Genomic DNA, 21630 nt, shown 5'->3' with positions numbered 1-21630 from the left:
CGCGTTCATCCGTGATGGCGATGATCATCTTGGCGTACGGCTGGCATGATGTTGGCAGGGGAGACCAGCTGCAGCAGACAGCCTTCGCGCGGCGCATCCCTGTCGCTGGCTGTCCATGCGGGCAGTGCCAGCAGGGGTTCGAGCGTCGCGGCCAGGGCGGCCTGGCCGGCGGCCGACATCTGCGTCATCGGCAGGCGCAAGGCGTTGCGCAGCTTGCCCTGCATGGCCAGCGCCGCCTTGACGGGAGCGGGATTCGGTTCGGCAAACAGCAGGCGGATGACGGGCAGCATGGTCTTGAACAGGGCGCCGGCGGCGCCGTGGCGGCCCTGTTTGACCAGGTGGTACAGCTGCGCATACAGGTCGGGACGCACCTGGGCGGCGGCCGACATGGCGCCGTGGCCGCCCATGGACAGGCTGGCCAGCAGCAGGGCATCGTCGCCGCACAAGACGTCCAGGCGCGTGTCGAGCAGCAGTTCGCCCAGCTGCTGCAGCTTGCCGCCCGCTTCCTTGATGGCGACGAAGTGCGAGTCGCGCGCCAGCAGCGCGGCCGTCTGCGGTTCGATATTGACGCCCGTGCGGGCCGGCACGTTGTACAGCACGATGGATTGGTCGGTGGCGGCGGCGATGGCCTGGAAGTGGCGCGCGATGCCGTCCTGCGACGGGCGCACATACGCGGGAGCGGAGATCAGCAGGCCCGCCAGCGGATGGTCGTTGTAGCGCTGCACGGCGGAGACGACGCTGCGCGTATCGCTGCCGCCTATCCCCATCACGACGGGAAAGCGGGGGCCGACGGCTTCGAGCACGCTATCTAACAGCATGGTCTGTTCGGCGGCGCTCAGCATGGCCGCTTCGCCCGTGGTGCCGCACACCACCAGGCCATCGATGCCGCTGGCGGCCAGCTCGCACGCGAGCTGCTGGGCCGCGCCGAAGTCGATGTCGCCATCGCCATCATGGAAGGGCGTGACCATCGGCACCCAGATGCCCTGGAAGTGCGCGGTGATGCGCATCGACGACATCGCGTGGTCGCAGGCATACTGGTTCATAGCGATTTCCCCTGGCTGATGCGGCCAAATTCCGCCGCTGGCAGCAGGCGCATGACGGCGTCCATGGTCAGGCGCAGGGCAGGTTCCGTCACGCACAGCCAGACTTTCATGCGTTCGGCATGGTCGACCGCCTCGACGCGCATGAACGACAGCATGCCGCCGCACGTCCTGACGACCAGCTGGCGCAGCTCGGCCAGACAGGCTCTATCGACCGTGATATGCATGAGGAAGGTGGGCAGGCGGGGATGGCGGTGGGGCAGTGCGTGATGTGCGGACAGGCGTGAATGGGGTTCCATGGTGGCTTTGCAGCGGTGGTTGAGGTACGTTCAAGATTAGCAGCGGGGGCGTAAAGATTCTCTAAAAAGCGGGGCCCCCAGCGTAAACGGGGCGTATGCGTTTGCCGCCGGCGTGTTGCGTGGATGCCCCGCAGGTATGCTTTTGTTACAAAATTGAATCGTGCTTTCGGAAGCAGGGGTTTATATTGAAACCGTTCTCCGCTTTCAGTCAGCCCCGCCATGTCAGACGAAAAAGATCCCCAGCAGCCCCCGTCCACCGACCCAGCGCCACCAGAGCCAGCACCGGCGCGGCCCGACCGGGTGGGCCGCCGGGCGCCCGATGACGAGCACCGCGCGCGCGACGCCGCTCCCCGCTACCTGAAGGATAACGACACGCCGCTGGCGCTGGCCTGGCGGGTGATCTCGTCGCGCTACCGCTCCATGCGCGACAAGGCCAGCCGCGATTTCATGCGGCGCACCCTGCGCATCGGCATCTCGGCCCGCATTTTCCACCCAGAGCCGGGCGCCACTGGCCTGCGCAGCAAGAACCTGCAATACCTGGAAGAGTCGATCGCCCAATGGGTCATGTCGCGCGACGTGCTGGTGTTCATGATCCCGACGGTCAATACCAGCGGCCAGCTACACCCGAGCAACATCACCCTGCGCCACTATGCGCGCCACCTGGACGGCCTGGTGCTGCAGGGCGGCGCCGACGTCTCGCCGCAGACATATTCCGAGGCGGCCACGCGGCCCGAATGGAACGGCGACCGCGCGCGCGACCTGTACGAGCTGGAACTGCTGCACGAATTCGTCGATGCGGGCAAACCCGTGCTGGGCATATGCCGCGGCTGCCAACTGATCAACGTGGGCTTTGGCGGCACCCTGTACCAGGACATCGCCTCGGACGTGGAAGGCGCTACCTCGCACGTCAACGACCTGTATGACCGCCACCGCCACACCATCGTTTTCCCGAAAGGCTCGTCCTTGGCGGGCATGTTTCCTAAAACGGGCGAGGCGCTCGTCAATTCCATCCACCACCAGTCGGTCAAGGATCTGGGACGCGACGTCACCGTGGAAGCGTATTCGCAAGGGGACAATATCGTCGAAGCCATCCGCTATCAGCGGGCGCGTTTCGTCATGGGCTTGCAGTGGCATCCTGAATTCCATTCGGCGGGCGGCGTCGAGCTGCTCGATTGCACGCCCATCCTCGATAATTTCTTGCGCGCGGCGCGGGAGACGCGGTTTTGAGTGCGCACCTGATGCGCCGGCGCACGCTGCTGGCCGGCCTGCTGGCACTTCCCTTGGCGGGCTTGCGCGCGGCGCCGCGCCCGCACGACGGCCCGCTGGCGTTTGCGCTGACGTCTGCCGCACGCGCCCGCACGCTCAAGGCGCGCGTGGCGCCGGCCATTGCGGAACAGGTGCTCAAGGCGGCACGCAAGGATGCGACGCGGCCCGTGCACTTGATGGCCGAAGTGCGCACGGGCGGCTTGCTGAAGGGAGAGGGCGGGCGCGAGACCAGCCAGCAGGCGCAGGAAGACTGGCGCCAGGCGCGCTTGCAGGCGCTGGCCTGGCGGCTGTCGGGCGAGCTGGCGCATTTCGAGGCGGCGCGCCAGCTGCTGCTGGCCTGGAGCGGCAGCTATGCACCCTCGTTCAGTCCCGTCGACGAGACGGAGCTGGCCAGCCTGCTGATGGGTTTTGACCTGGTACAGGAGCGCTTGAACGGCGTCGAGCGCGAGCAGGTGCAGGCGTTTTGCCGCACCCTGGCACAAGGGTATCTGAGTGACCCCATCAAGGTCGGCGGCCCGTCCACGGCGCGCAACAACTGGCACAGCCACCGCATCAAGATCGGCACGGCCGCCGCGTATGTGACGGGCGACGCCTTGCTGATCGCGCGCGCGAAAGAGCGCTTCCTGGCGCACGTGCCGCGCAATATCGGTGCCGGCGGCGTGCCCTTCGACTTCGAACAGCGCGACGCCCTGCATTACACCACCTACAGCCTGGAGCCGCTGCTGACGACGGCCCTGATGGCGCAGGCGCATGGCGACGACTGGTACGGCGCGCCGGAAGCGCGGCGCCTGGCCGAGGCGCTGGCCTGGCTGGCGCCGTATGCGCAGGGCAAAAAGACGCACGAGGAATTCGCCAAAAGCGCCGTGCCCTTCGACCGCAAGCGCGTGGCGGCCGGCGAAAAGGGCTTTACGGGGAATTGGGAGCCGAAGGGCGCCGCCAATGTGTACCTGCTGGCGGCGCGCTTCGATCCCGCTTACCTGTCGCTGGTCCTGGACTTGCGCCCGCCAGCCTGGGCGCTGGCGCTGTATGGCGCTTAGTGAGGACGTCGCGTTAAAACTTCGTGCGCACGGTGAACATCACATTGCGCGGTTCGCCGTAAAAGCCCGTCTGGAACAGGCCCAGGCCCGTGAAGTACTTCTTGTCGAGCAGGTTGTTCACGTTGATGCTGGCCGTGACGTTCTTGCTGATCTCGTAGCGCGCCATCAGGTTGACCAGCGCATAGCTGCCCTGCTTGATGCGTGAATCGTCCTCGATGGCGGGATTCCAGATATTGCCGTAGTAGTTGCTTTGCCAGTTGATGCCGCCGCCGATGCTCAGCTTGTCCAGGCTGGCCGGCAGGCGCCACGTGCCCTGTACGCGCAGCAGGTGGGCAGGCTGCGTGGTTTGCAGCATGGTGGAAAAGACGTCCTTGCCATCCGCGTCGCGCACGTGGGTGTAGGTGTAGCCGGCGCTCAGCTTCACATCCTGCATCACGTCGCCCGTCACTTCCATTTCCACGCCGCGGCTGGTGATGCCCTCGATGGCCTTGAATACCTCCTCACCGTTGACTTGGCCCACGGAGCTGGCCATGTTGCTCTGGCGGATCTGGAACAGGGACGCGCTGGCATTGACCTTGCCATCCAAATATTCTGCCTTCACGCCCGCTTCAACACCCTTGCCGCGCACGGGTGACAGGAAGTTACGGTTCACGTCGCGGTTACTCTGCGGCGCGAAGATGCTGGTGTAGCTGCCGAACACGGAGTACGTCCTGTCGAGGTCATACACGACGCCCGCATACGGCGTGATGACGCCGCTTTCGTCCATGTGCGTATGGCTGGGCGTGGCATTGTCGAATAAGCTGCGCTTCTGGTCCATCTTGTAGTTGCTGATCCGCGTGCCGACGATGACCGACAGCGCGTCAACGGGACGCAGGCGCACGGCGCCATACAGGCCGCTCTGGCGCGTGCTGTCGTTGTCGTTCCCGAGGCGCTTGAACGCCGGTTCCGCGTACTGGCCGCGCCAGTCAAAGTAACTGCCTTCCACGGGCGGGTAGACCGATTCGTAGACGGGGCCATCCTGCTTTGCCGTCGAACTGGAATAGCCGAACATCGCTTCATGCCGGCGGCCGAAGGCCGTGAATGGCCCGCTGGCGTCCACGTTGACGGTGCTCTGGCGGCGGTCGCCCTTGTATTTTCCCATGTAGTAAAACGCGCCTGCGCCGGTGACAGGGTTGGGATTGCCGCCGCTGGCCGAACCGAGCACGCTGTCATGCTTGCTGCGCAGCTGGTTGGCGCTCAATGTCAGCTTCCACTCGTTGGCGAACGTATGTTCCAGCGACGTGAACAGCGTGGTGTTCTGCATGTCGCGGCGGCTCCAGTCGGTGGCAGGATTCCACGAGGTGGGAAAGTTCGTGCGCGTACCGTCGGAAAACATCAGGGGAAAGCCCGTCCAGGTGGAGCCGCGCGGCTTGTAGTCCTGGTGCGTGAAGCCGGCCGTCAGCAGAGTGACGGGTGTCAGGTCCGCCTCGATGAGGCCGTAGGCGACGGATTTTTGCTGCTTGTAACGGTCCAGGTAGGAGTGTTTGTCCTGATAGGCGCCCACCAGGCGGCCGCGCACCGTGCGGCTGTCGTTCAGGGGGCCGGAGACATCGACTTCGCCGCGGTAGTTGTCCCACGATCCCGCGCCCAGGGTGCCCGAGCCTTCGAAGTGGGCGGTGGGGCGCTTGCGCACCATGTTGACGGTGGCCGACGGGTCGCCCGAGCCGCTCATCAAACCCGTCGCGCCCTTCAGCACCTCGATGCGGTCATAGATGGCCATATCGCTGTTGGTCGTGCCCCAGTCGTAGACACCGTCATAGATGGCCGACACGCCGTCGTACTGGAAATTGGTGACGGAAAAGCCGCGCGCCTGGAAGCTCCAGCGGTCGCTGTCATAGTTTTGCACGCTCACGCCATTGACGTTCTTCATGACGTCGGAGACGGCGTTGCTGTTCTGGTCATCCATCTGCTGGCGCGTGACGATGGTCAGCGATTGCGGTGTTTCGCGCTGCGTCAGGGCCAGGCCCGTGGCGCCGCTGGCAGGGCCGCCCGTGTAGCTGCCCGTGCCGCTGGTGGCGGCGTTGCGCTCGGCCGCCGCCACCACGGTGACGCCGCCCATGACGGCCACACTGCGGCTGTCCGCCGTAGGGGCGCCAGTGCTGGCGGGAACCTTTTGCAGCAGGTAGCCGCCATTCGCCTGCGGCACGGCCTGCAGGCCGCTGCCGGCCAGCAGCACGCGGAAGCCGTCCTGCACGCCATAGCTGCCTTGCAGCCCGGCGCTGCGCAAGCCTTGCGTGGCATCGCTGGAAAACGACAGCAGGATGGCGCTGTCGCTGCCGAAGCGCGTCAGCACGTCGCCCAGCGCGCCGGCCGGAATGCTGTAGACGCGTACTTGCTGGCTTTGCGCCTGAGCGAATGCCGGCAGGGCCAGGGCCATGCCGATCTGCGACAGGGCGCAGGCCAGGACGGTGCGGGTAAGGAGGGAACGCGAAGCGTGGTGCATGGAATAAAACCTTTCGTGGATGCGCAAGATGGAGACTGCCTGTCTTCCAAGTCACGCGAGCACGCCGAAACAGCTCACTTTGCAGAAAATATTTTTCAGCGGGCCGCCAGTTCGATGCGCACCACCTGATGGCCCCAGAAGCGCGTGACGGTATTGCGCCGCAGTTGCAGGCTGGCGCTGACGGCGTCGAGGATGGCGCCCACATCGGCCAGCGGGTAGGAGCCGGAGACGCGCAGGCCGGCGACGGCGGGCGCGCAGGCCAGCGGATGGTCGCTGTAGCGCGACAGATCGGCGAGGAAATCGGCCAGGCGCATGTCGCGCGCCACCAGCATGCCATTGAGCCACCCGCCGCCATATGGCGCCAGCGCCTGGCGGTGTGCACCCGTGCCGTCGAAATGCGCGCCTTCGCCGGGACGCAGCACCAGGCGCTGGGCGCCATCATCGGCCAGCACGGCGACGGCCCCTTCGAGCACGCCGGCGCTGGCATAGCCTTCGTGCAGGCGCACGGTGAAGCGCGTGCCCAGCGCCTGCAGACTGCCATGCGGCGTGCCGACGAAGAAGGGCCGCTGTGCCGCATCCTTGCCGGTGGCGATGAAGATTTCACCGGCCAGCAAATGAATCTGGCGTTGTTCCGCGCTGTAGTCGATATTCACCGCGCTATTCGTGTTGAGCGTGAGTTGCGTACCGTCGGCCAGGGTCACGACGCGGCGCTGGTTGACGGCCGTACGATAGTCGGCCATCCAGCCGCGCCATGGGCTGCGGCGCTCAAACGCATACAGCGAGGCGCCGCAGGCCAGCAGCAGTGCCAGGGTCTTGACGGCGTGGCGGCGCGGCGCATTCGCCTGCACGCAGGCGCGCAGCAGGGTCGTGTGCGCCGCGGACGGCAGATGCTCGTGCTGCATTTGCAGCTGCTGCCACGCCTGCGTGGCGCTGCCGGCCCGCTGCAGATGGCGTTTGACTGTCGCCAGCGAGATGCAGAGCTGGCGCGCGATGTCTTCCTGCGGCAGTTCGTCGAGCTGGCGTAGCAAAAAAGCCCGTTTCACGGCAGGCGGCAAGCCGTCGAGCATGCGGTCCAGTTCAAACACGGTGGCCAGCAGCAGCGCCCGTTCCTCGGGCGACGGTGTGTGCAGGGGCGGCAGTTGCGCCAGCACGTCGAGGTAAGCCTGTTCCAGCTTCTGGCGGCGGTAGTGGTTGAACAGCACGCGCTGCGCGACGGTGGCGAGCAAGGCGCGCGGCTCGCGCGCGGCGACGGCGTCTTCGCGGTCAAGCAGGCGCACGAAGGTGTCCTGCGCCACATCGGCGGCGCACGCCGTGCTGCCGAGTTTTTTGCGCAGCCACCCCTGCAGCCAGCCGTGGTGGTCGGCATACAGTGTCGCGATGTCCTGGCGTTGTAGCGGCTCTGCCAGCGGCATCGCGTTCCCCTTGCATGGCCGGCCCGGGTGGGCTGGTGTTTTTAAACAATAATAAGAATCATTCTCAATTATTGTAACAAGCGGGGGTGGGGGCTGTAAATGACGGGCAGGCGCGGTGTGGTTTTTTGGGTTGAGGGGCTGGTAGGTCGGATTAGCGCGCAAGCGCGTAATCCGACGCCACCACCGGCGCTAACGATGTTGTCGGATTTACGCGGCGTGCCGCCGCTAATCCGACCTACGTTACCAGGCAGAGCAACGTCAGTAGTTCATCGGCTCGCCGCGAAAACATCGAATCGCCGAATCAACCATCCCCTCCGCGCTGCCCTGCACATTGCGCTGCTTGCGCAGGTATTGCGCATCGCTCCACTGCTTGGCCACGTCCGACAGGTGTTTCAGGGCCGGCGTGCTGCCCAGCGCCTCGGCGTGCGGTTCCATTTTGCGCAAGGTGGTCATGATGTCTTCGCGCAGCGACATCGTTTCGTAGGTTTTCGGATGCGTGATGGCGCCATCGAGGCCGAAGCGGCAAGCCTGGAAGCGGTTGTAGTTATATACGAGGTAATCGTCTTCGACCGGCGGCACCTCCTTGCGTTCGAGCAGGTAGCGGCACAGGGCCTGCAGGTAGGCGGCCAGCGCGGCGGCCCGTTCCACCGTCAGCGGCGTGTCGCACACGCGCAGTTCGATGGTGCCGAATTCCGGCTTGGGACGGATATCCCAGTAAAAATCCTTCATGCTCTTGATGATGCCCGTGTTCTCCATCTTGGCGAAATACTCGTTGGAGAACTGGTCCCAGCTCAGGGTGAACGGCGCGCGCCCGCTCATGGGAAACGCGAACACGGAGTTCAGGCGGGCCGAGTCGAACAGGGTGTCGCGCCCCTGCACGTAGGGAGAAGACGCCGACAGGGCGATGAAGTGGGGGATGTAGCGGTTCAGCGAATGCAGCAGGAACATGGCGTCGTCGCCCGAGGCGCAGCCGATGTGCACGTGCTGGCCGAAGATGGTGAACTGCTTGGCCAGGTAGCCGTACAGTTCCGAAATCTCCTGGAAGCGGGGTTTGGAAAAGATCTTTTGCGACGACCATTGCTGGAACGGGTGCGTGCCACCGCCCGCGATGCCGATATTGAGCTTGTCGCCGGCCGTGATCAGGGTGTCGCGGATCTCCTGCAACTGCTCCAGCAGGGGGCCGTGATGCGTGTGCACGCTCGAGTTAATCTCGATCATGCTCTCGGTGATTTCCGGCGTGACGTTGCCGGGGAACGGTTTTTTGTTCAGCAGATGCAGCAGGTCGGGGCTGGCGGCCGTCAAGTCATAGTCCGACAGGTTCACCAGTTGCAGTTCGAGTTCGACGCCGAAGGTCAGCGCGGCCGATTGGCCAAAGGGTTCCAGCGGCATTTAGCGCTCCTTGATTTCGTGGGTTTCTTTGGCCAGCATCAGCACGCGCTGCACCAGCACGGGGCCAACCAGTTCCAGGCCCAGGGTGATGGCGGCCAGGGCGTTCAATTCGTCGCCGAAGTTCACGCCGTGCTGGCGCGCGTGTTCGAGCAGCAGGATGATGAAGACGGAGACGGGCGTCAGCGCCACGCCCGTCAGCACACCCTTGCGCCAGGAAATGCCGCTCACGTGCGAAAACGCGGCCACGCCAACGACCTTCGTCAGCAAGCGTCCGCCGACGACGGCCAGGGCCAGGCCCGCGCCGGCCGTCACGCTGGCCCATTCCAGGGTCGAGGCGGCATATACGAACAGCAGCACCGTCAGCAGCTCGCCCATGGCGCCGAAATTGCGCTGCGCCTGACTGAAGGCGACACGGCGGTGGCGCGCCACCAGGCCGAAGGTGAGCGTGGCCAGCAGCGGCGACAGGCTGGTGGTGTAGGTCAGGGCGACGAGCAGCATCACCGACAGCGCGAACGCCACGGTGGCGTCCTGCGCCATGTTGCCCAGGCGGCGCAGCATGGCCGGCACGACGATGCCGAAGACGGTGCCGGCGGCCACCGAGGCGGCCAGCACGGCGGCGCTACTGCTGCTCGCCTCGATCAGGTCGGTGGAGCTCTGGAACATCCAGAAGCCGACGATGATGTTGAACGTGAAGACGGCCAGCACGCAATTCAAGGCCGTGAGGTGGACGATGCGTTCCGTGACCTGGCCCGAACTGCGTTCCTCGTTGATGACGCGCATGATGGTGGCCGGCGAGGTGGACATGGCGAGCGATGCCAGCAGCAGCGCCGTCATCGAGGTGCTGCCGAATTCGATGCCGATGAAGTAGACGACGGCAAAGGTCAGCAAGGATTCGACCAGGCCCGTGACGGCGATCCACGGGTTGTTCTTCAGCCAGCGCAGGTTGATGCGGTAGCCGACCTCGAACAGGATCAGGCCGAAGGCCACGTCGGCCAGCACCAGCATGGGGCCGGCGTCCGTCTGCGGCAGGATGCCCACCTGCGTCTGGGCGAGGACGAAACCGATCACGCCGTAAAAACTGATGCGCGGCAGGCCAGTCCAGCGGTGGCCGAATTCGCCCACCACCCAGGCCAGGGTGATGGCGAACGGCCAGGACAGGTCGGCGGCGATCGAGATCAGACTTTGCATGCTCATTCCTTTGAAAATGGCGCTGGCACAGGCCGGCAGCACGGGGGCTGGCGCGGCAATGTCGTGGTGCAGCGGTGGTGCATGGTTTGCGCAGAGCGATGCGCCGATTCTACCGGAGCAGAAGGCGCGCACGATGTGCGCAATCGAACAGTGTCGCGGCCATGGCGGCCGCGCACAGGATGCAGCAGGTTGGGCAGGGCTGGTATCAGCGTATGGTACCCGCCCGCAGCGGAGATGCTCCGCACGGTAGTGCCGTGTCGCAGTGTACGGCATGGCGGCCCCCTGCCGCCATGGACTTTTTGTTATGCGTTTTTATTTACTGAGCAGGCGCATGCCCCGCTCCAGCCCGTCAATCGACAGGGGAAACATGCGGTTGTTCATCAACTGCCGCATTACGCCGATCGACTGGCGGTACTGCCACAAGCCTTCCGATTCGGGATTGAGCCAGATGAATTTCGGGAACGCCTGGGTAAAGCGCGCCAGCCACGTCGATCCCGCTTCCTCGTTGTTGTATTCGACGCTGCCGCCCGGCTGCAGGATTTCATAGGGACTCATGGTGGCGTCGCCGACGAAAATCAGCTTGGTGTCGGGCGGGTATTTGCGCAGCACGTCCCAGGTGGGAAAACGCTCGGCGTTGCGGCGCCGGTTGTTCTTCCACAAATAGTCGTAGACACAGTTATGGAAGTAAAAGAACTCCATGTTCTTGAATTCCGTCTTCGCGGCCGAAAACAGTTCCTCGGTGCGTTCGATATGGTCGTCCATGCTGCCGCCCACATCCAACAGCATCAGCACCTTGATGCGGTTCTTGCGCTCGGGCCGCATCCTGATGTCGAGGTAGCCCGCGTTGTTCGCCGTCGCGGCGATGGTGGCGTCCAGCGCCAGTTCGTCTTCCGCGCCTTCGCGCGCGAACTTGCGCAGGCGGCGCAAGGCCACCTTGATGTTGCGCGTGCCCAGTTCGCGCTCGCCGTCGTAATCCTTGTAGCTGCGCGCTTCCCACACTTTCACGGCCGTGCGGTTGCCGCCCTTGCCGCCGATGCGGATGCCTTCCGGATTCGTGCCGCCATTGCCGAATGGCGACGTGCCGCCCGTGCCGATCCACTTGCTGCCGCCTTCGTGGCGCTCCTTCTGCTCCTTCAGCAGTTCATTGAGGCGGGCCATCAGCTTGTCGTAGCCGAATTTTTCCAGCTGCGCCTTCTGCTCCTCGGACAGCTCGCGCTGCATGCGTTTCAGCAGCCAGTCGAGGGGAATCGCCGCGTTCGTGTCGAAGGCCGCGTTGACGCCCTTGAAGTACTGCGCAAACGCGCGGTCGAACTTGTCGAAATGGGCTTCATCCTTGACCAGGGTCAGGCGCGCCAGATAGTAAAAATCATCCATCGACGCGTCGATGACGTTCTTTTGCAGGGCCTCAAGCAAGGTCAAAAATTCCTTGATCGAGACGGGAATCTTCGCATCCTTGAGCGTGAAGAAGAAGTCGATCAGCATGGCGTGGGTTCCCCCGCGCGGGGCAGCGCGGCGATGGGGCGCTGCGCCAGCTTGTAGCGCAAATGCGCGGCAATCTCCGGCCACTCGCCGCGCGTGATGCTGTACATGACGGTGTCGCGCACGGTGCCGTCGCGGCGCAGCGCATGGTGGCGCAGCACGCCGTCCTTTTTCGCGCCCAGGCGTTCGATGGCCGCCTGCGAGGCATGGTTGAAATTGTCGGTGCGCAGGCCCACCAGCGCGCAGCCGAGCGTGTCGAAGGCGTGCGTCAGCAGCAGCAATTTGCAGGTGGTGTTGACGTGGCTGCGCTGGCAGCGCTTCGCATACCAGGTGTAGCCGATTTCCAGGCGTTTTACCTCCGGCACCACGTCGTGGTAGCTGGTGGTGCCCAGCACCTCGCCACTGGCCACATCGATGACGGCAAAGGCGAAGCGCGAAGGGCGCATCTCGATGCCCTTGAAAATGTACTGGTCCACCTGGTCCGGCTCGGGCACGGAGGTGACGCGCAAGTTCCACAGTTCGCCATCCATGGCCGCTGCGCGCAGGCCGGCCGCATGGTGCGGCGCCAGCGCTTCGAGGCGGATGCCGTGCAGTTCCAGGGGGACGAAGACCTTGTCGGGGCTGATGTCGTTCACCGGCGCTCCTTAACGGTTGGTGCGCGACATGAACATCAGGCGCTCGAACAGGTGCACGTCCTGCTCGTTTTTCAGCAGCGCGCCGTGCAGCGGCGGCACGACGGCCTTGTTGTCCTTGCTGCGCAAGGCTTCGGCCGGGATGTCCTCGGCCAGCAGGAGTTTCAGCCAGTCGAGGAATTCCGACGTCGACGGTTTTTTCTTCAGGCCCGGCACGTCGCGCACTTCATAGAAGGTTTGCAGCGCCTGCGCCAGCAATTCCTGTTTCAGGTGCGGGTAGTGGACGGCGACGATCTGCTCCATCGTGTCCTTGTCCGGGAATTTGATGTAATGGAAGAAGCAGCGGCGCAAAAAGGCGTCCGGCAACTCCTTCTCGTTGTTCGAGGTGATGATGACGAGCGGACGGTGGCGCGCCGTGACCATTTCGCGCGTTTCATACACATAGAATTCCATGCGGTCCAGTTCGCGCAGCAGGTCGTTCGGGAATTCGATGTCGGCCTTGTCGATTTCATCGATCAGTAGCACCACCGGTTCAGGCGCCGTGAAGGCCTGCCACAGCACGCCCTTGACGATGTAGTTCTGGATGTCGCGCACGCGCTCGTCGCCCAGCTGCGAATCGCGCAGGCGCGAGACGGCGTCGTATTCGTACAGGCCCTGCTGCGCCTTGGTGGTCGATTTGATATGCCATTGCATCAGCGGCATGTTCAGCGCGGCGGCCACTTCCTCGGCCAGCATGGTCTTGCCCGTGCCCGGCTCGCCCTTGATCAGCAGCGGGCGTTGCAGGGTCAGCGCCGCATTCACGGCCAGTTTCAGGTCGGCGGTGGCGACATAGCTGTCGGAACCTTCGAAGCGTTGGCCTTGCTGGGTGTGCTGTGCTTGCATGAGCGGTCTGCCAAAGTGGGGAAATGGTGAGTATAAACAGAACTGTGGCCCAGCGTCACGCGGGCAGCCTGTGCCTGCCTGCCTACAATGCGGGTTTTATAGGTGGACTTGCAAGAATATCTTGGCTAGAATCGGCAAGCAGCAGATTAATTGGCAACCTTAATTGTCAATACATAAAATCAATAAAAACCAGCTCTGGCGTTTCTCCGATTACCTTTGTTCACATTGCCACTATGAAAAAAATATTTGCACTTCTCGTGCTTGCCGGCATAGCAAATGCCGTCACAGCGGCTGACATTGTAGGAAACGCCAAGGCAGCCCCTGCCAAGGTGGAAATGTGTATCGGCTGCCACGGCATTCCCGGTTACAAGGCAACCTTCCCTGAAGTATTCCAGGTGCCGATGATCGGCGGCCAGCCGGCAAAATATATCGAGAATGCGCTGCAGGCCTACAAGAAGGGCGACCGCAAGCACCCCAGCATGAAGGGCATCGCCAGCAGTCTGTCGGACCAGGATATCGCCGATGTCGCCGCGTATTATGCGCAACAAGCCAAGACGAACTGAGGACCAGCCCGATGAAAAAATTACTCGCCGCCCTCGTTTGTGCCACCGTCTCGTTTTCCGCCAGCGCCGCCGGCAATATCAATACAGGTAAAGCTCTGGCCGAAAAATACAGCTGCGCCACCTGCCACGGCAAGGATTACGGCTCACCCATCGACCCGTCGTACCCGAAACTGGCGGGCCAGCACAAGGATTACCTGGAACACGCCCTGACCGCGTATAAACGGGGCGACAAGCCCAACGGCCGCAACAACGCCATCATGACGGGCCAGGTAAAACCGCTGAGCAACCAGGACATCAAGGACCTGGCCGCCTACTTGCACAGCTTGCCGAGCAGCCTGGTGACTCACCGCTGAGCAGTATCGCCGGCTCAGGCTTTCAGCCCCACCCGGCGCGCTAGCTTATGCAGGTTGCTGGCGTCGAGTCCCAATTGCCGCGCGGCGGCGGCCCAGTTATCCTGATGCAGGATCAGCGCTTGCCGGATCGCCTGGCGCTGGCTCGCTTCCACGATCTGATGCATCGATAGCAGCGGCGCCGGCGGCGTGCCGCACGCGGCTGGCGCCAGCGGCAGCGCGTCCGTGCCGGCCGGCGCTTCCAGCGCATCGAGGTCGAGCATATCCGTTTCCAGTGTCACGATATCCTTGCGGTCCGCGCCGCGGATCACGGCTTTCAGCGCGGCCCGGCTGATCACATGTTCCAATTCGCGCACGTTGCCCGGCCAGCGGTAATGGCACAAGGCGTTTTCCGCCGCGGCGGACAGGCGCAGGCTGCGCAAGCCCAGGCGCGCGCGGTTCAGTTCCAGGAAACCGCCGGCCAGCAGCAGCACGTCATTGCCCCGCTCGCGCAGCGGCGGAATCGGCACGGGATACACGGATAAACGGTGATACAGGTCGGCGCGGAACGAGCCGTCGCGCACATGTTCGCGCAGGCTGCGGTTGGTGGCGGCGATCACGCGCACGTTGACCCGGCGCGGCCGGTCCGCGCCCAGGCGCTGGATTTCGCCATTTTGCAAGGTGCGCAGCAGCTTGGCCTGTATCGACAATGGCAATTCCCCCACTTCATCGAGAAACAGGGTACCCCCTTCGGCCGCCTCGAAGCGCCCGGGCCGGTCGCTGACGGCGCCGGAAAACGCGCCGCGCACATGGCCGAACAATTCGCTTTCGGCCAGGGACTCGGGCAAGGCCGCGCAATTGACGTGGATCAAAGGCTTGCCCGCGCGGCGCGACAGCCGGTGCAGGCGGTGCGCGCACAGCTCCTTGCCCACGCCCGTTTCTCCCAGCAGCAGCACGGGCAGTTCGGAATCGGCCACCACCTGCAATTCGTGCAGCAAGTGCGTGATGGCGCTGCTCTGGCCGACGAAGTCATGTTCCTCGCGCGGCGCCTGCGCATCGGCCAGCATGGCGCCGCCCGACAGGCGCAGGGCGCGGATTTCCGTCTCCAGGCGGGTCACGCGCACAGCCGCCTCGATGGCGCAGGCCAGTTCGCCCAGGTCGCGCTGCGCCTGCGTATCGAAGGTGCCCACCTGCAGCGCGTCGAGCGTGATCACGCCCCAGCGTTCGCCTTCCAGGTCCAGCGCCATGCCCATGCAGTCGTGCACGGGCAGCGGTTCGCCGGCCCGCTCGGCGATCAGGCCATCGTAGGGATCGGGCAGGGAGCTGTCGTGATGGAAGCACAGCACGCCGCGCCGCTGCAGGATGGCGGCCAGGCGCGGATGGTCGGCGACGGCGAAGCGGCGTCCCAGCGCGTCGCTGGCCAGGCCGGCCATCGCCACGGGGCGCAGGTGTTCGCCATCGATTTTCAGCAAGGCCACGGCCTCGCAGCCGAAGTGCGCGCGCAGGCTGCCGACGAGGCGTTGCAGGCGCACGGCCACGGGCAGGTCGGCGACCAGGTCGGTGAGTAACAGCAGGTGGATGGCAGTGGTGGTCATAAGTACCATGCAGGGTACAACGGACCACGTCCAAAGAGGGTCATACCGACCCTGCATTTTTCAAATCGTTGATTTAAAACAAGTTTTTCCTGGCACACGGATTGCCTAGGTAAGGGTGCCGAACCGGCATACAAGACCAAGGAAAGCTTGATGAAAACGACTCCCTCCCTCCGCGCCATCGCCGCCGCCGTCTGCGTACTGGCCATGCCCCTGTCCGTGCAAGCCCAGGCGAGCCTGCCGGCCAGCGCCGCCGCCACCGCCGCCAAACCCGCTACCGCTGCGGTCAAGCGCTATGAACTGCAAACCAATATCGTCGATGGCAAGATGGTGTTCATCGATGCCAAGGGCCAGGTCAACCCCGTGCTGGCGGCCAAGGTGGGCGACACGGTGGAACTCGTGCTGAAAAGCGGCGAAGGCGCCGAGCACGATTTGCTGATCCCGGAACTGAACGTCGCATCCGCCAAGTTCAGCGCCAATAGCGGCAGCACCACCGTGCGCTTCAAGGTCACGCGCGCCGGCACGTTCACCTATTACTGCTCGATCCCCGGCCACCGCCAGATCGGCATGGAAGGCAAGCTGGAAGTGAGCGGCACGTCGCTGGCCGAGACGGCGGCACCGAAGGCCGCCAGCGAATCGAGCCAGGCCGCAGCGCTGGCCCTGTACACGCCCGCGCCATCGCCGATGCGCGGCCCCGATCCATCTGCCGTCAACGTGGCGGCCAATCCGGCCTCGGTGCCGACCGCCATCGGCGCGCGCGCGCCGCAAACCCTGAAATACCGGATGGAGACGGTGGAACTGCCGGGCAAGCTCGATGACGGCACCAGTTTTACGTACTGGACTTTCAATCGCCAGGTGCCGGGCCCCATGCTGCGCGCGAAGGTGGGCGACACGGTGGAGCTGACCCTGTTCAACGCCAAGGACAGCAAGATGATCCACTCGATCGACCTGCACGCCGTGACGGGCGGGCATGGTGGCGGACAGCATACGCAGGTGGCGCCGGGGCAGGAAAAAACCGTCACCTTCAAGGCGCTCAATCCCGGCCTGTTCGTGTACCACTGCGCCACGCCGCTGGTGCCGCAGCATATCGCGGCCGGCATGTACGGCATGATCCTGGTCGAACCGGAAGGCGGGCTGTCGAAAGTCGACCGCGAGTACTACGTGATGCAGGGCGAGATGTACACGGGCCGTCCGCACGGCGCGCCCGTGCACCAGGAGCCGAACCTGGAAAAAATGGCCAATGAGCTGCCCGACTACTACGTCTTCAATGGCGAAGTGGGCGCCCTGAGCAAGACGCACAAATTGCAGGCGAAAGTCGGCGAGACGGTGCGCATCTATTTCGGCGTCGGTGGCCCGAACAAGATTTCATCGTTCCACATCATCGGCGAGATCTTCGACAAGGTGTACAGCGAAGGCTCGATCAGCAGCCCGAAACACGACGTGCAAACGACGCTCGTGGCGCCGGGCGGCGCGACCATCGTCGAACTCAAGGTACAGCATCCGGGCAGCTATCTGCTGGTCGACCATGCGCTGTCGCGCGCCGGCAAGGGCGCCGTGGGCGTGCTGGAAGTGACTGGCGAACCCGTGCCCGGCGTCTACCACGCTGGTACCCATCAATAAACCCCATTCATCCTCAAGGAACCATTATGGACATGATCGAGCTATCCCTGGGCCAGCTGGCCCGCCGCATCCCCGGCGCCACGCGCCTGTTCGATGCCCACCGCCTGGATTTCTGCTGCGGCGGCAACAAGACATTGCGCGCGGCGGCCGAAGCGGCCGGCGTGGACACGGCGCCCATCGTCAAGGAACTGCAAGTGCTGGCAGGACGGGCTGACGCCAGCGGCGAGCGTGACTGGCAGGAGGCCTCGGCCACCGAACTGGTGGAGCACATCCTGGCGCGCTACCACGCCGTGCACCGCGAGCAGCTGCCCGAGCTGATACGCCTGGCGCGCAAGGTCGAGCAGGTGCATGGCGACCGCGCCGACTGTCCGCACGGGCTGGCCGAACACCTGTCGGCCATGACGCAGGAGCTGGAAAGCCATATGCGCAAGGAAGAAGACGTGCTGTTCCCCATGATCGTGCGCGGCCAGGGCCCCCGGGCCGGCGCACCGATCAACGTGATGCGCATGGAGCACGACGACCACGGCGTGGCCTTGCGCGCGATGGAGGCGATGACGAACGACATCACCGCACCTGGCGGCGCCTGCACCACCTGGCGCGCGCTGTACACGGGCTTGCGCACCTTCCGCGAAGACCTGATGGCGCATATTCACACTGAAAACAATATCCTGTTCGAGCGCTTTGCGCCGGCCGTGGTGCACTGACAAAGGAAAGACCCATGGGTCCCTACAAAAAACTCTGGTTCACCCTGATCGGTGTGCTGATCGTGACGTTTTCGCTGCTCGGCTACTACGGCACGGAAGTCTACCGGCAGGCGCCGCCCATCCCCGCGCAAGTGCTGGCGCAGGATGGCCGGCAGCTGTTCGACCGCGAGGGCATCCTCGATGGCCAGACGGCCTGGCAATCGGTCGGCGGCATGCAGCTCGGTTCCATCTGGGGCCACGGCGCCTACCAGGCGCCCGACTGGACGGCCGACTGGCTGCACCGCGAACTGACGGCCTGGCTGGAACTGGCCGCACAAGAGCAGCATGGCAAGGCGTACGCGGCGCTCGACGGCCCCGCGCAGGCGGCGCTGCGCGAAGCGCTCAAGCTGGAATACCGGGGCAACCGCACCGATGATGCGCAAGTGCTGCGCCTGTCGCCGCGCCGCGTGCAAGCGATTGCCAACACGGCGCACTACTACGACCAGCTGTTCTCCGACGCGCCGGCGCTGCACGCCAGCCGCGAGCATTTCGCCATGAAGGAAAACACCCTGCCTAGCGCCGAGCGGCGCGCGCAGATGACGCAGTTCTTCTTCTGGACGGCGTGGGCCGCCGCCACCGAGCGTCCTGGGCAGAAAGTGACCTATACGAACAACTGGCCGCATGAACCGCTGATCGGCAACCAGCCCAGCGGCGAAAACCTCGTCTGGTCCGTTGCCAGCGTGGTGGTGCTGCTGGCCGGCGTGGGCTTCCTCGTCTGGGGCTGGGCTTTCTTGCGCGACCACGACGAAGCGCTGCCGGCCGCCGGCCCGCGCGACCCGCTCACCACGTTCGCGCTGACGCCTTCGCAGCGGGGACTGGGAAAATATCTGTTCCTGGTGGTGGCGCTGTTTACCTTCCAGGTCTTCATCGGCGGCTTTACGGCGCACTACACGGTGGAAGGGCAGCGGTTCTACGGCGTCGACGTGTCGCGCTGGTTCCCGTATGCGCTCACGCGCACCTGGCATATCCAGGCCGCGCTGTTCTGGATCGCCACGGGCTTCCTGGCCGCCGGCCTGTTCCTCGCGCCCCTGATCAATGGCGGCAAGGACCCCAAGTGGCAGCGTCTGGGCGTCGACGTGCTGTTCTGGGCCCTCGTCGCGGTCGTCGTCGGTTCGTTCATCGGCAACTACCTGGCCATCGCGCAAGTGATGCCGCCCGAGTGGAATTTCTGGCTGGGGCACCAGGGTTATGAATATGTGGACCTGGGACGCTTGTGGCAGATCGGTAAATATATCGGCATCCTGCTGTGGCTCGTGCTGATGCTGCGCGGCGTCGTGCCGGCCCTGCGCAAGCCGGGCGGCGACAAGAACCTGCTGGCGCTCTTGACCGCATCCGTCGGCGCCATCGGCCTGTTTTACGGCGCCGGCCTGTTCTACGGCGAACGCACGCACCTGTCGGTGATGGAATACTGGCGCTGGTGGGTGGTGCACCTGTGGGTGGAAGGCTTCTTCGAAGTGTTCGCCACGACGGCGCTGGCCTTCATCTTCTCGACTCTGGGCCTGGTGTCGGTGCGCATGGCCACGACGGCCAGCCTGGCGTCGGCCTCGCTGTTCATGCTGGGCGGGATACCCGGCACCTTCCACCACCTGTACTTCGCCGGCACCACCACGCCCGTGATGGCCATCGGCGCGAGCTTCAGCGCGCTGGAAGTGGTGCCGCTGATCGTGCTGGGGCATGAAGCGTGGGAAAACTGGCGCTTGAAGGAGCGCGCGCCGTGGATGGAGCAGTTGCGCTGGCCCATGATGTGCTTTGTCGCCGTCGCCTTCTGGAACATGCTGGGCGCCGGCGTGCTGGGCTTCATGATCAACCCGCCCGTGGCCTTGTACTATATTCAGGGCCTGAACACGACCCCCGTGCATGCGCACGCGGCGCTGTTCGGCGTGTACGGCTTCCTGGCGCTGGGATTTACCTTGCTGGTGCTGCGCTATTTGCGGCCCGACTACCGCTTCAGCCCTGCCTTGATGAAGACGGCGTTCTGGGGCTTGAATGCGGGCCTGGTGCTGATGATCTTTACCAGCTTGCTGCCGATAGGCATCATCCAGTTCCACGCCAGCGTGACGGAAGGCCTGTGGTATGCGCGCAGCGAGGCATTCATGCAGCAGCCGCTGTTGCAGAACCTGCGCTGGATACGCACCTTCGGCGACGTGGTCTTCATCGTCGGCGCGGTGGCCATGGCGCTGCAGGTGGTGCTGGGGTTGTTGGGCAAGGCGCCGAAGGCGGCTTTACTGCAACCGCAGGCGGTGCGGCCCGGTTAACGCCTGCGGACGCAGTCGATGTAGGCTTCAGTATCCGGCGGCAAACCCGAGCGTTGTGAGGCCCAGATCATCTGGCCCAGGCATTCCATCACTTCGTGCTGGGCCGCATGGGCCGAATCGAGGCGCTGGGTCAGCTGCTGGACGGCCGGGCGGATACCGCGCGGCTGGTCCACCTGCACTTGCTCCGTGATCGACAGATGCATGGACAGGTGCAGGAAAGGATTGGCTTGTCCCCCTTCGACGGAGTAATCGCGCGCCAGCGCCGCTTCGACGTCGGAGAGCTCGCTTTCATACTCGGGATGTTCGAGGATCCAGTCGAGTGCGATGGCTTCCATCGGCGTGAGGATGTCATGGGCGCGGTGCTTGCGCAAAGTGTCGCAAAAGAAGCGGCGCACATCGTCGGAAGAAGGATTGAACATCGTTTTGGCACGGGGCTGAAAAGGGCAGGCGATATTGTACCGCGTAGCCGTGATAAGTTCTCAGGCCCGGTCGATCCTGCCCGCATAACAACCACGCTTGGCATTGTGCACGTGGATATAGCTGACAGCCGGTTTCTCAAACAGCCGCGCGATCACGGTTTCGATGGCCGTGCCTTCCACCACATCGGCGTCGACCATCATCCCATCTTCCGTATAGCCGCGCAGCGACAGCAGCCGAATGCGCATCGATTCCGGCACCTGGTCGACGGCGTCATAGGTTTGCGTGGCTCCCTCACGGATAAAGATGGCGTGCGAGGCCCGGTAGGGCGTGTCCGCATCCTGGCAAACATGGTTCAGCAGCAGCACCGTGTCGCCGATCGCCGCGTCGCGCAGTTCGATGCGGTCCGGATAACCGGGCTGGCTGTCGACCACGTGGCGGATCATGCCCAGCGCGGCCAGTTCGGCGTCGGGCAGGCCGAAACAGGCCAGGAAAGGGGTGGGCGACAGGCCGCGGATACGAAAAGACATGGTCAAGCTCCGGTGTGGTCAAAGCGTTATCACACCACGATGGATACGGTCCCGCCATCCGTATCTTGCTCCGTATTGCGCCGTGCATTGCTGCATCAACTGGATTTTAACGCCTGGTTACCGTTAAATTAATACTCCACAGTAAGTGTTATCCACGATCCTGAGGGCCCGGCAAGGGCAAATAACGGTGATAAAATCGCTGTTCTTGATATTTGCTATGGACATTCGCCGTGTTGTGAGCTTGGCCCCGCGCGAGGGCCATAACAGCAGCGGCGCCGTGTTTTCCTTGTCCGCACCATCGCCACCCGATCGCTGCCGCAACTTGCGGCGCGGCGGCAGCATGCTTGCTTCATCACCATCGTTATCCTTTGATCCGGCCGTTTTTTTGCTGGAGGGATAGCCATTTTCCGATGATCTTGCACTTGCCGCCCGGTGGACTGGAAGAGCCACCCCTCAGTATTCATAACGGAGTTAC

General features: G+C 64.2%; 19 protein-coding genes and 1 pseudogene. 7 read left to right on the top strand and 13 right to left on the bottom strand.

Features of this window, described 5'->3' with window-relative positions:
* Positions 1–5: 5 nt before the first annotated feature.
* Complete coding sequence (gene dapA, locus P9875_RS26435) at positions 6–1043, bottom strand: 4-hydroxy-tetrahydrodipicolinate synthase (RefSeq protein ID WP_099401630.1); 1038 nt, start codon at positions 1041–1043, stop codon at positions 6–8.
* Entirely contained in the window at positions 1040–1339 is a 300-nt protein-coding gene (locus tag P9875_RS26430; protein WP_278317037.1) for a hypothetical protein, read from the bottom strand. The genes dapA and P9875_RS26430 overlap by 4 nt, the downstream gene beginning before the upstream one ends.
* 219 nt (positions 1340–1558) lie before the next feature.
* Between P9875_RS26430 and P9875_RS26425 the strand changes: the two genes are divergently transcribed.
* Both P9875_RS26425 and P9875_RS26420 read left to right on the top strand, forming a co-directional pair.
* Entirely contained in the window at positions 1559–2566 is a 1008-nt protein-coding gene (locus P9875_RS26425; RefSeq protein WP_278317036.1) for a gamma-glutamyl-gamma-aminobutyrate hydrolase family protein, read from the top strand.
* Entirely contained in the window at positions 2563–3642 is a 1080-nt protein-coding gene (locus P9875_RS26420; protein WP_278317034.1) for an alginate lyase family protein, read from the top strand. Before P9875_RS26425 ends, P9875_RS26420 begins: the two co-directional genes overlap by 4 nt.
* A 13-nt stretch (positions 3643–3655) precedes the next feature.
* Here the strand turns inward: P9875_RS26420 and P9875_RS26415 are convergent, their stop codons facing one another.
* The 8 genes and pseudogenes from P9875_RS26415 to P9875_RS26380 form a co-directional block, all read right to left on the bottom strand.
* On the bottom strand, positions 3656–6124 hold the full coding sequence (locus tag P9875_RS26415; protein WP_278317033.1) for a TonB-dependent siderophore receptor: 2469 nt from the start codon (positions 6122–6124) through the stop codon (positions 3656–3658).
* A 95-nt stretch (positions 6125–6219) separates the two neighbouring features.
* Positions 6220–6864 (bottom strand): FecR domain-containing protein, encoded by a 645-nt coding sequence (locus tag P9875_RS26410; protein WP_278318877.1) that lies wholly within the window; start codon positions 6862–6864, stop codon positions 6220–6222.
* Positions 6865–7053: 189 nt separating this feature from the next.
* A pseudogene (locus P9875_RS26405) lies at positions 7054–7536 on the bottom strand (sigma-70 family RNA polymerase sigma factor); the annotation flags it as partial.
* A 258-nt stretch (positions 7537–7794) separates the two neighbouring features.
* Positions 7795–8925, bottom strand: coding sequence for a YbdK family carboxylate-amine ligase (locus tag P9875_RS26400; RefSeq protein ID WP_099401627.1), 1131 nt, complete (start codon positions 8923–8925; stop codon positions 7795–7797).
* The gene (locus P9875_RS26395; RefSeq protein ID WP_035828222.1) at positions 8926–10113 is read right to left on the bottom strand and encodes a cation:proton antiporter; all 1188 of its coding nucleotides are present in this window, start codon (positions 10111–10113) and stop codon (positions 8926–8928) included. It abuts the gene before it with no gap.
* Positions 10114–10425: 312 nt separating this feature from the next.
* Positions 10426–11595 carry a vWA domain-containing protein gene (locus P9875_RS26390; protein ID WP_278317031.1) on the bottom strand — a complete coding sequence of 390 codons (1170 nt, stop codon included), beginning with the start codon at positions 11593–11595 and terminating at the stop codon, positions 10426–10428.
* Positions 11589–12227, bottom strand: coding sequence for a GNAT family N-acetyltransferase (locus P9875_RS26385; protein ID WP_278317030.1), 639 nt, complete (start codon positions 12225–12227; stop codon positions 11589–11591). The genes P9875_RS26390 and P9875_RS26385 overlap by 7 nt, the downstream gene beginning before the upstream one ends.
* Before the next feature lie 9 nt (positions 12228–12236).
* Entirely contained in the window at positions 12237–13106 is an 870-nt protein-coding gene (locus P9875_RS26380; protein ID WP_034746522.1) for an AAA family ATPase, read from the bottom strand.
* Positions 13107–13339: 233 nt separating this feature from the next.
* Between P9875_RS26380 and P9875_RS26375 the strand changes: the two genes are divergently transcribed.
* A complete protein-coding gene (locus P9875_RS26375) occupies positions 13340–13669 on the top strand; it encodes a c-type cytochrome (protein WP_034746524.1) in 330 nt (109 codons plus the stop codon).
* An 11-nt stretch (positions 13670–13680) separates the two neighbouring features.
* Positions 13681–14022 carry a c-type cytochrome gene (locus tag P9875_RS26370; protein ID WP_099401624.1) on the top strand — a complete coding sequence of 114 codons (342 nt, stop codon included), beginning with the start codon at positions 13681–13683 and terminating at the stop codon, positions 14020–14022.
* Between the two features lie 14 nt (positions 14023–14036).
* On the opposite strand, the gene norR is transcribed toward P9875_RS26370, so the two are convergent.
* On the bottom strand, positions 14037–15593 hold the full coding sequence (norR, locus tag P9875_RS26365; protein WP_278317029.1) for a nitric oxide reductase transcriptional regulator NorR: 1557 nt from the start codon (positions 15591–15593) through the stop codon (positions 14037–14039).
* A 150-nt stretch (positions 15594–15743) separates the two neighbouring features.
* Here norR and nirK point away from each other — a divergent pair, with 150 nt between their 5' ends.
* Genes nirK through P9875_RS26350 form a run of 3 tightly spaced genes read left to right on the top strand, consistent with a single transcriptional unit; the run spans position 15744 to position 20208 of the window.
* Positions 15744–17210 (top strand): copper-containing nitrite reductase, encoded by a 1467-nt coding sequence (gene nirK, locus P9875_RS26360; protein ID WP_278317028.1) that lies wholly within the window; start codon positions 15744–15746, stop codon positions 17208–17210.
* 26 nt (positions 17211–17236) lie between these two features.
* A complete protein-coding gene (gene ytfE / locus P9875_RS26355) occupies positions 17237–17914 on the top strand; it encodes an iron-sulfur cluster repair protein YtfE (protein WP_278317027.1) in 678 nt (225 codons plus the stop codon).
* A 14-nt stretch (positions 17915–17928) separates the two neighbouring features.
* The gene (locus tag P9875_RS26350; protein ID WP_278317026.1) at positions 17929–20208 is read left to right on the top strand and encodes a nitric-oxide reductase large subunit; all 2280 of its coding nucleotides are present in this window, start codon (positions 17929–17931) and stop codon (positions 20206–20208) included.
* Here the strand turns inward: P9875_RS26350 and P9875_RS26345 are convergent.
* Together P9875_RS26345 and P9875_RS26340 are read right to left on the bottom strand one after the other, a co-directional pair.
* Positions 20205–20627, bottom strand: coding sequence for a DUF1841 family protein (locus P9875_RS26345; RefSeq protein WP_099401619.1), 423 nt, complete (start codon positions 20625–20627; stop codon positions 20205–20207). The genes P9875_RS26350 and P9875_RS26345 overlap by 4 nt on opposite strands.
* 60 nt (positions 20628–20687) lie before the next feature.
* On the bottom strand, positions 20688–21155 hold the full coding sequence (locus tag P9875_RS26340) for a DUF1203 domain-containing protein (RefSeq protein ID WP_278317025.1): 468 nt from the start codon (positions 21153–21155) through the stop codon (positions 20688–20690).
* Positions 21156–21630 lie beyond the last annotated feature (475 nt).

Origin of the sequence: Janthinobacterium rivuli, assembly GCF_029690045.1 — a bacterium.
Taxonomy (GTDB): domain Bacteria; phylum Pseudomonadota; class Gammaproteobacteria; order Burkholderiales; family Burkholderiaceae_D; genus Janthinobacterium; species Janthinobacterium rivuli.
This window is presented reverse-complemented; position numbering and strand designations above follow the sequence as displayed.

What these genes read in the sequence shown, in the direction of transcription:
- dapA (WP_099401630.1), bottom strand. Translation starts at nt 1,043, where the DNA reads ATGAACCAGTATGCCTGCGACCACGCGATGTCGTCGATGCGCATCACC.
- P9875_RS26345 (WP_099401619.1), bottom strand. Translation starts at nt 20,627, where the DNA reads ATGTTCAATCCTTCTTCCGACGATGTGCGCCGCTTCTTTTGCGACACT.
- P9875_RS26410 (WP_278318877.1), bottom strand. Translation starts at nt 6,864, where the DNA reads ATGGCCGACTATCGTACGGCCGTCAACCAGCGCCGCGTCGTGACCCTG.
- norR (WP_278317029.1), bottom strand. Translation starts at nt 15,593, where the DNA reads ATGACCACCACTGCCATCCACCTGCTGTTACTCACCGACCTGGTCGCC.
- P9875_RS26350 (WP_278317026.1), top strand. Translation starts at nt 17,929, where the DNA reads ATGGGTCCCTACAAAAAACTCTGGTTCACCCTGATCGGTGTGCTGATC.
- P9875_RS26380 (WP_034746522.1), bottom strand. Translation starts at nt 13,106, where the DNA reads ATGCAAGCACAGCACACCCAGCAAGGCCAACGCTTCGAAGGTTCCGAC.
- P9875_RS26400 (WP_099401627.1), bottom strand. Translation starts at nt 8,925, where the DNA reads ATGCCGCTGGAACCCTTTGGCCAATCGGCCGCGCTGACCTTCGGCGTC.
- P9875_RS26370 (WP_099401624.1), top strand. Translation starts at nt 13,681, where the DNA reads ATGAAAAAATTACTCGCCGCCCTCGTTTGTGCCACCGTCTCGTTTTCC.
- nirK (WP_278317028.1), top strand. Translation starts at nt 15,744, where the DNA reads ATGAAAACGACTCCCTCCCTCCGCGCCATCGCCGCCGCCGTCTGCGTA.
- P9875_RS26425 (WP_278317036.1), top strand. Translation starts at nt 1,559, where the DNA reads ATGTCAGACGAAAAAGATCCCCAGCAGCCCCCGTCCACCGACCCAGCG.
- P9875_RS26375 (WP_034746524.1), top strand. Translation starts at nt 13,340, where the DNA reads ATGAAAAAAATATTTGCACTTCTCGTGCTTGCCGGCATAGCAAATGCC.
- P9875_RS26430 (WP_278317037.1), bottom strand. Translation starts at nt 1,339, where the DNA reads ATGGAACCCCATTCACGCCTGTCCGCACATCACGCACTGCCCCACCGC.
- P9875_RS26395 (WP_035828222.1), bottom strand. Translation starts at nt 10,113, where the DNA reads ATGCAAAGTCTGATCTCGATCGCCGCCGACCTGTCCTGGCCGTTCGCC.
- P9875_RS26415 (WP_278317033.1), bottom strand. Translation starts at nt 6,124, where the DNA reads ATGCACCACGCTTCGCGTTCCCTCCTTACCCGCACCGTCCTGGCCTGC.
- P9875_RS26390 (WP_278317031.1), bottom strand. Translation starts at nt 11,595, where the DNA reads ATGCTGATCGACTTCTTCTTCACGCTCAAGGATGCGAAGATTCCCGTC.
- ytfE (WP_278317027.1), top strand. Translation starts at nt 17,237, where the DNA reads ATGGACATGATCGAGCTATCCCTGGGCCAGCTGGCCCGCCGCATCCCC.
- P9875_RS26340 (WP_278317025.1), bottom strand. Translation starts at nt 21,155, where the DNA reads ATGTCTTTTCGTATCCGCGGCCTGTCGCCCACCCCTTTCCTGGCCTGT.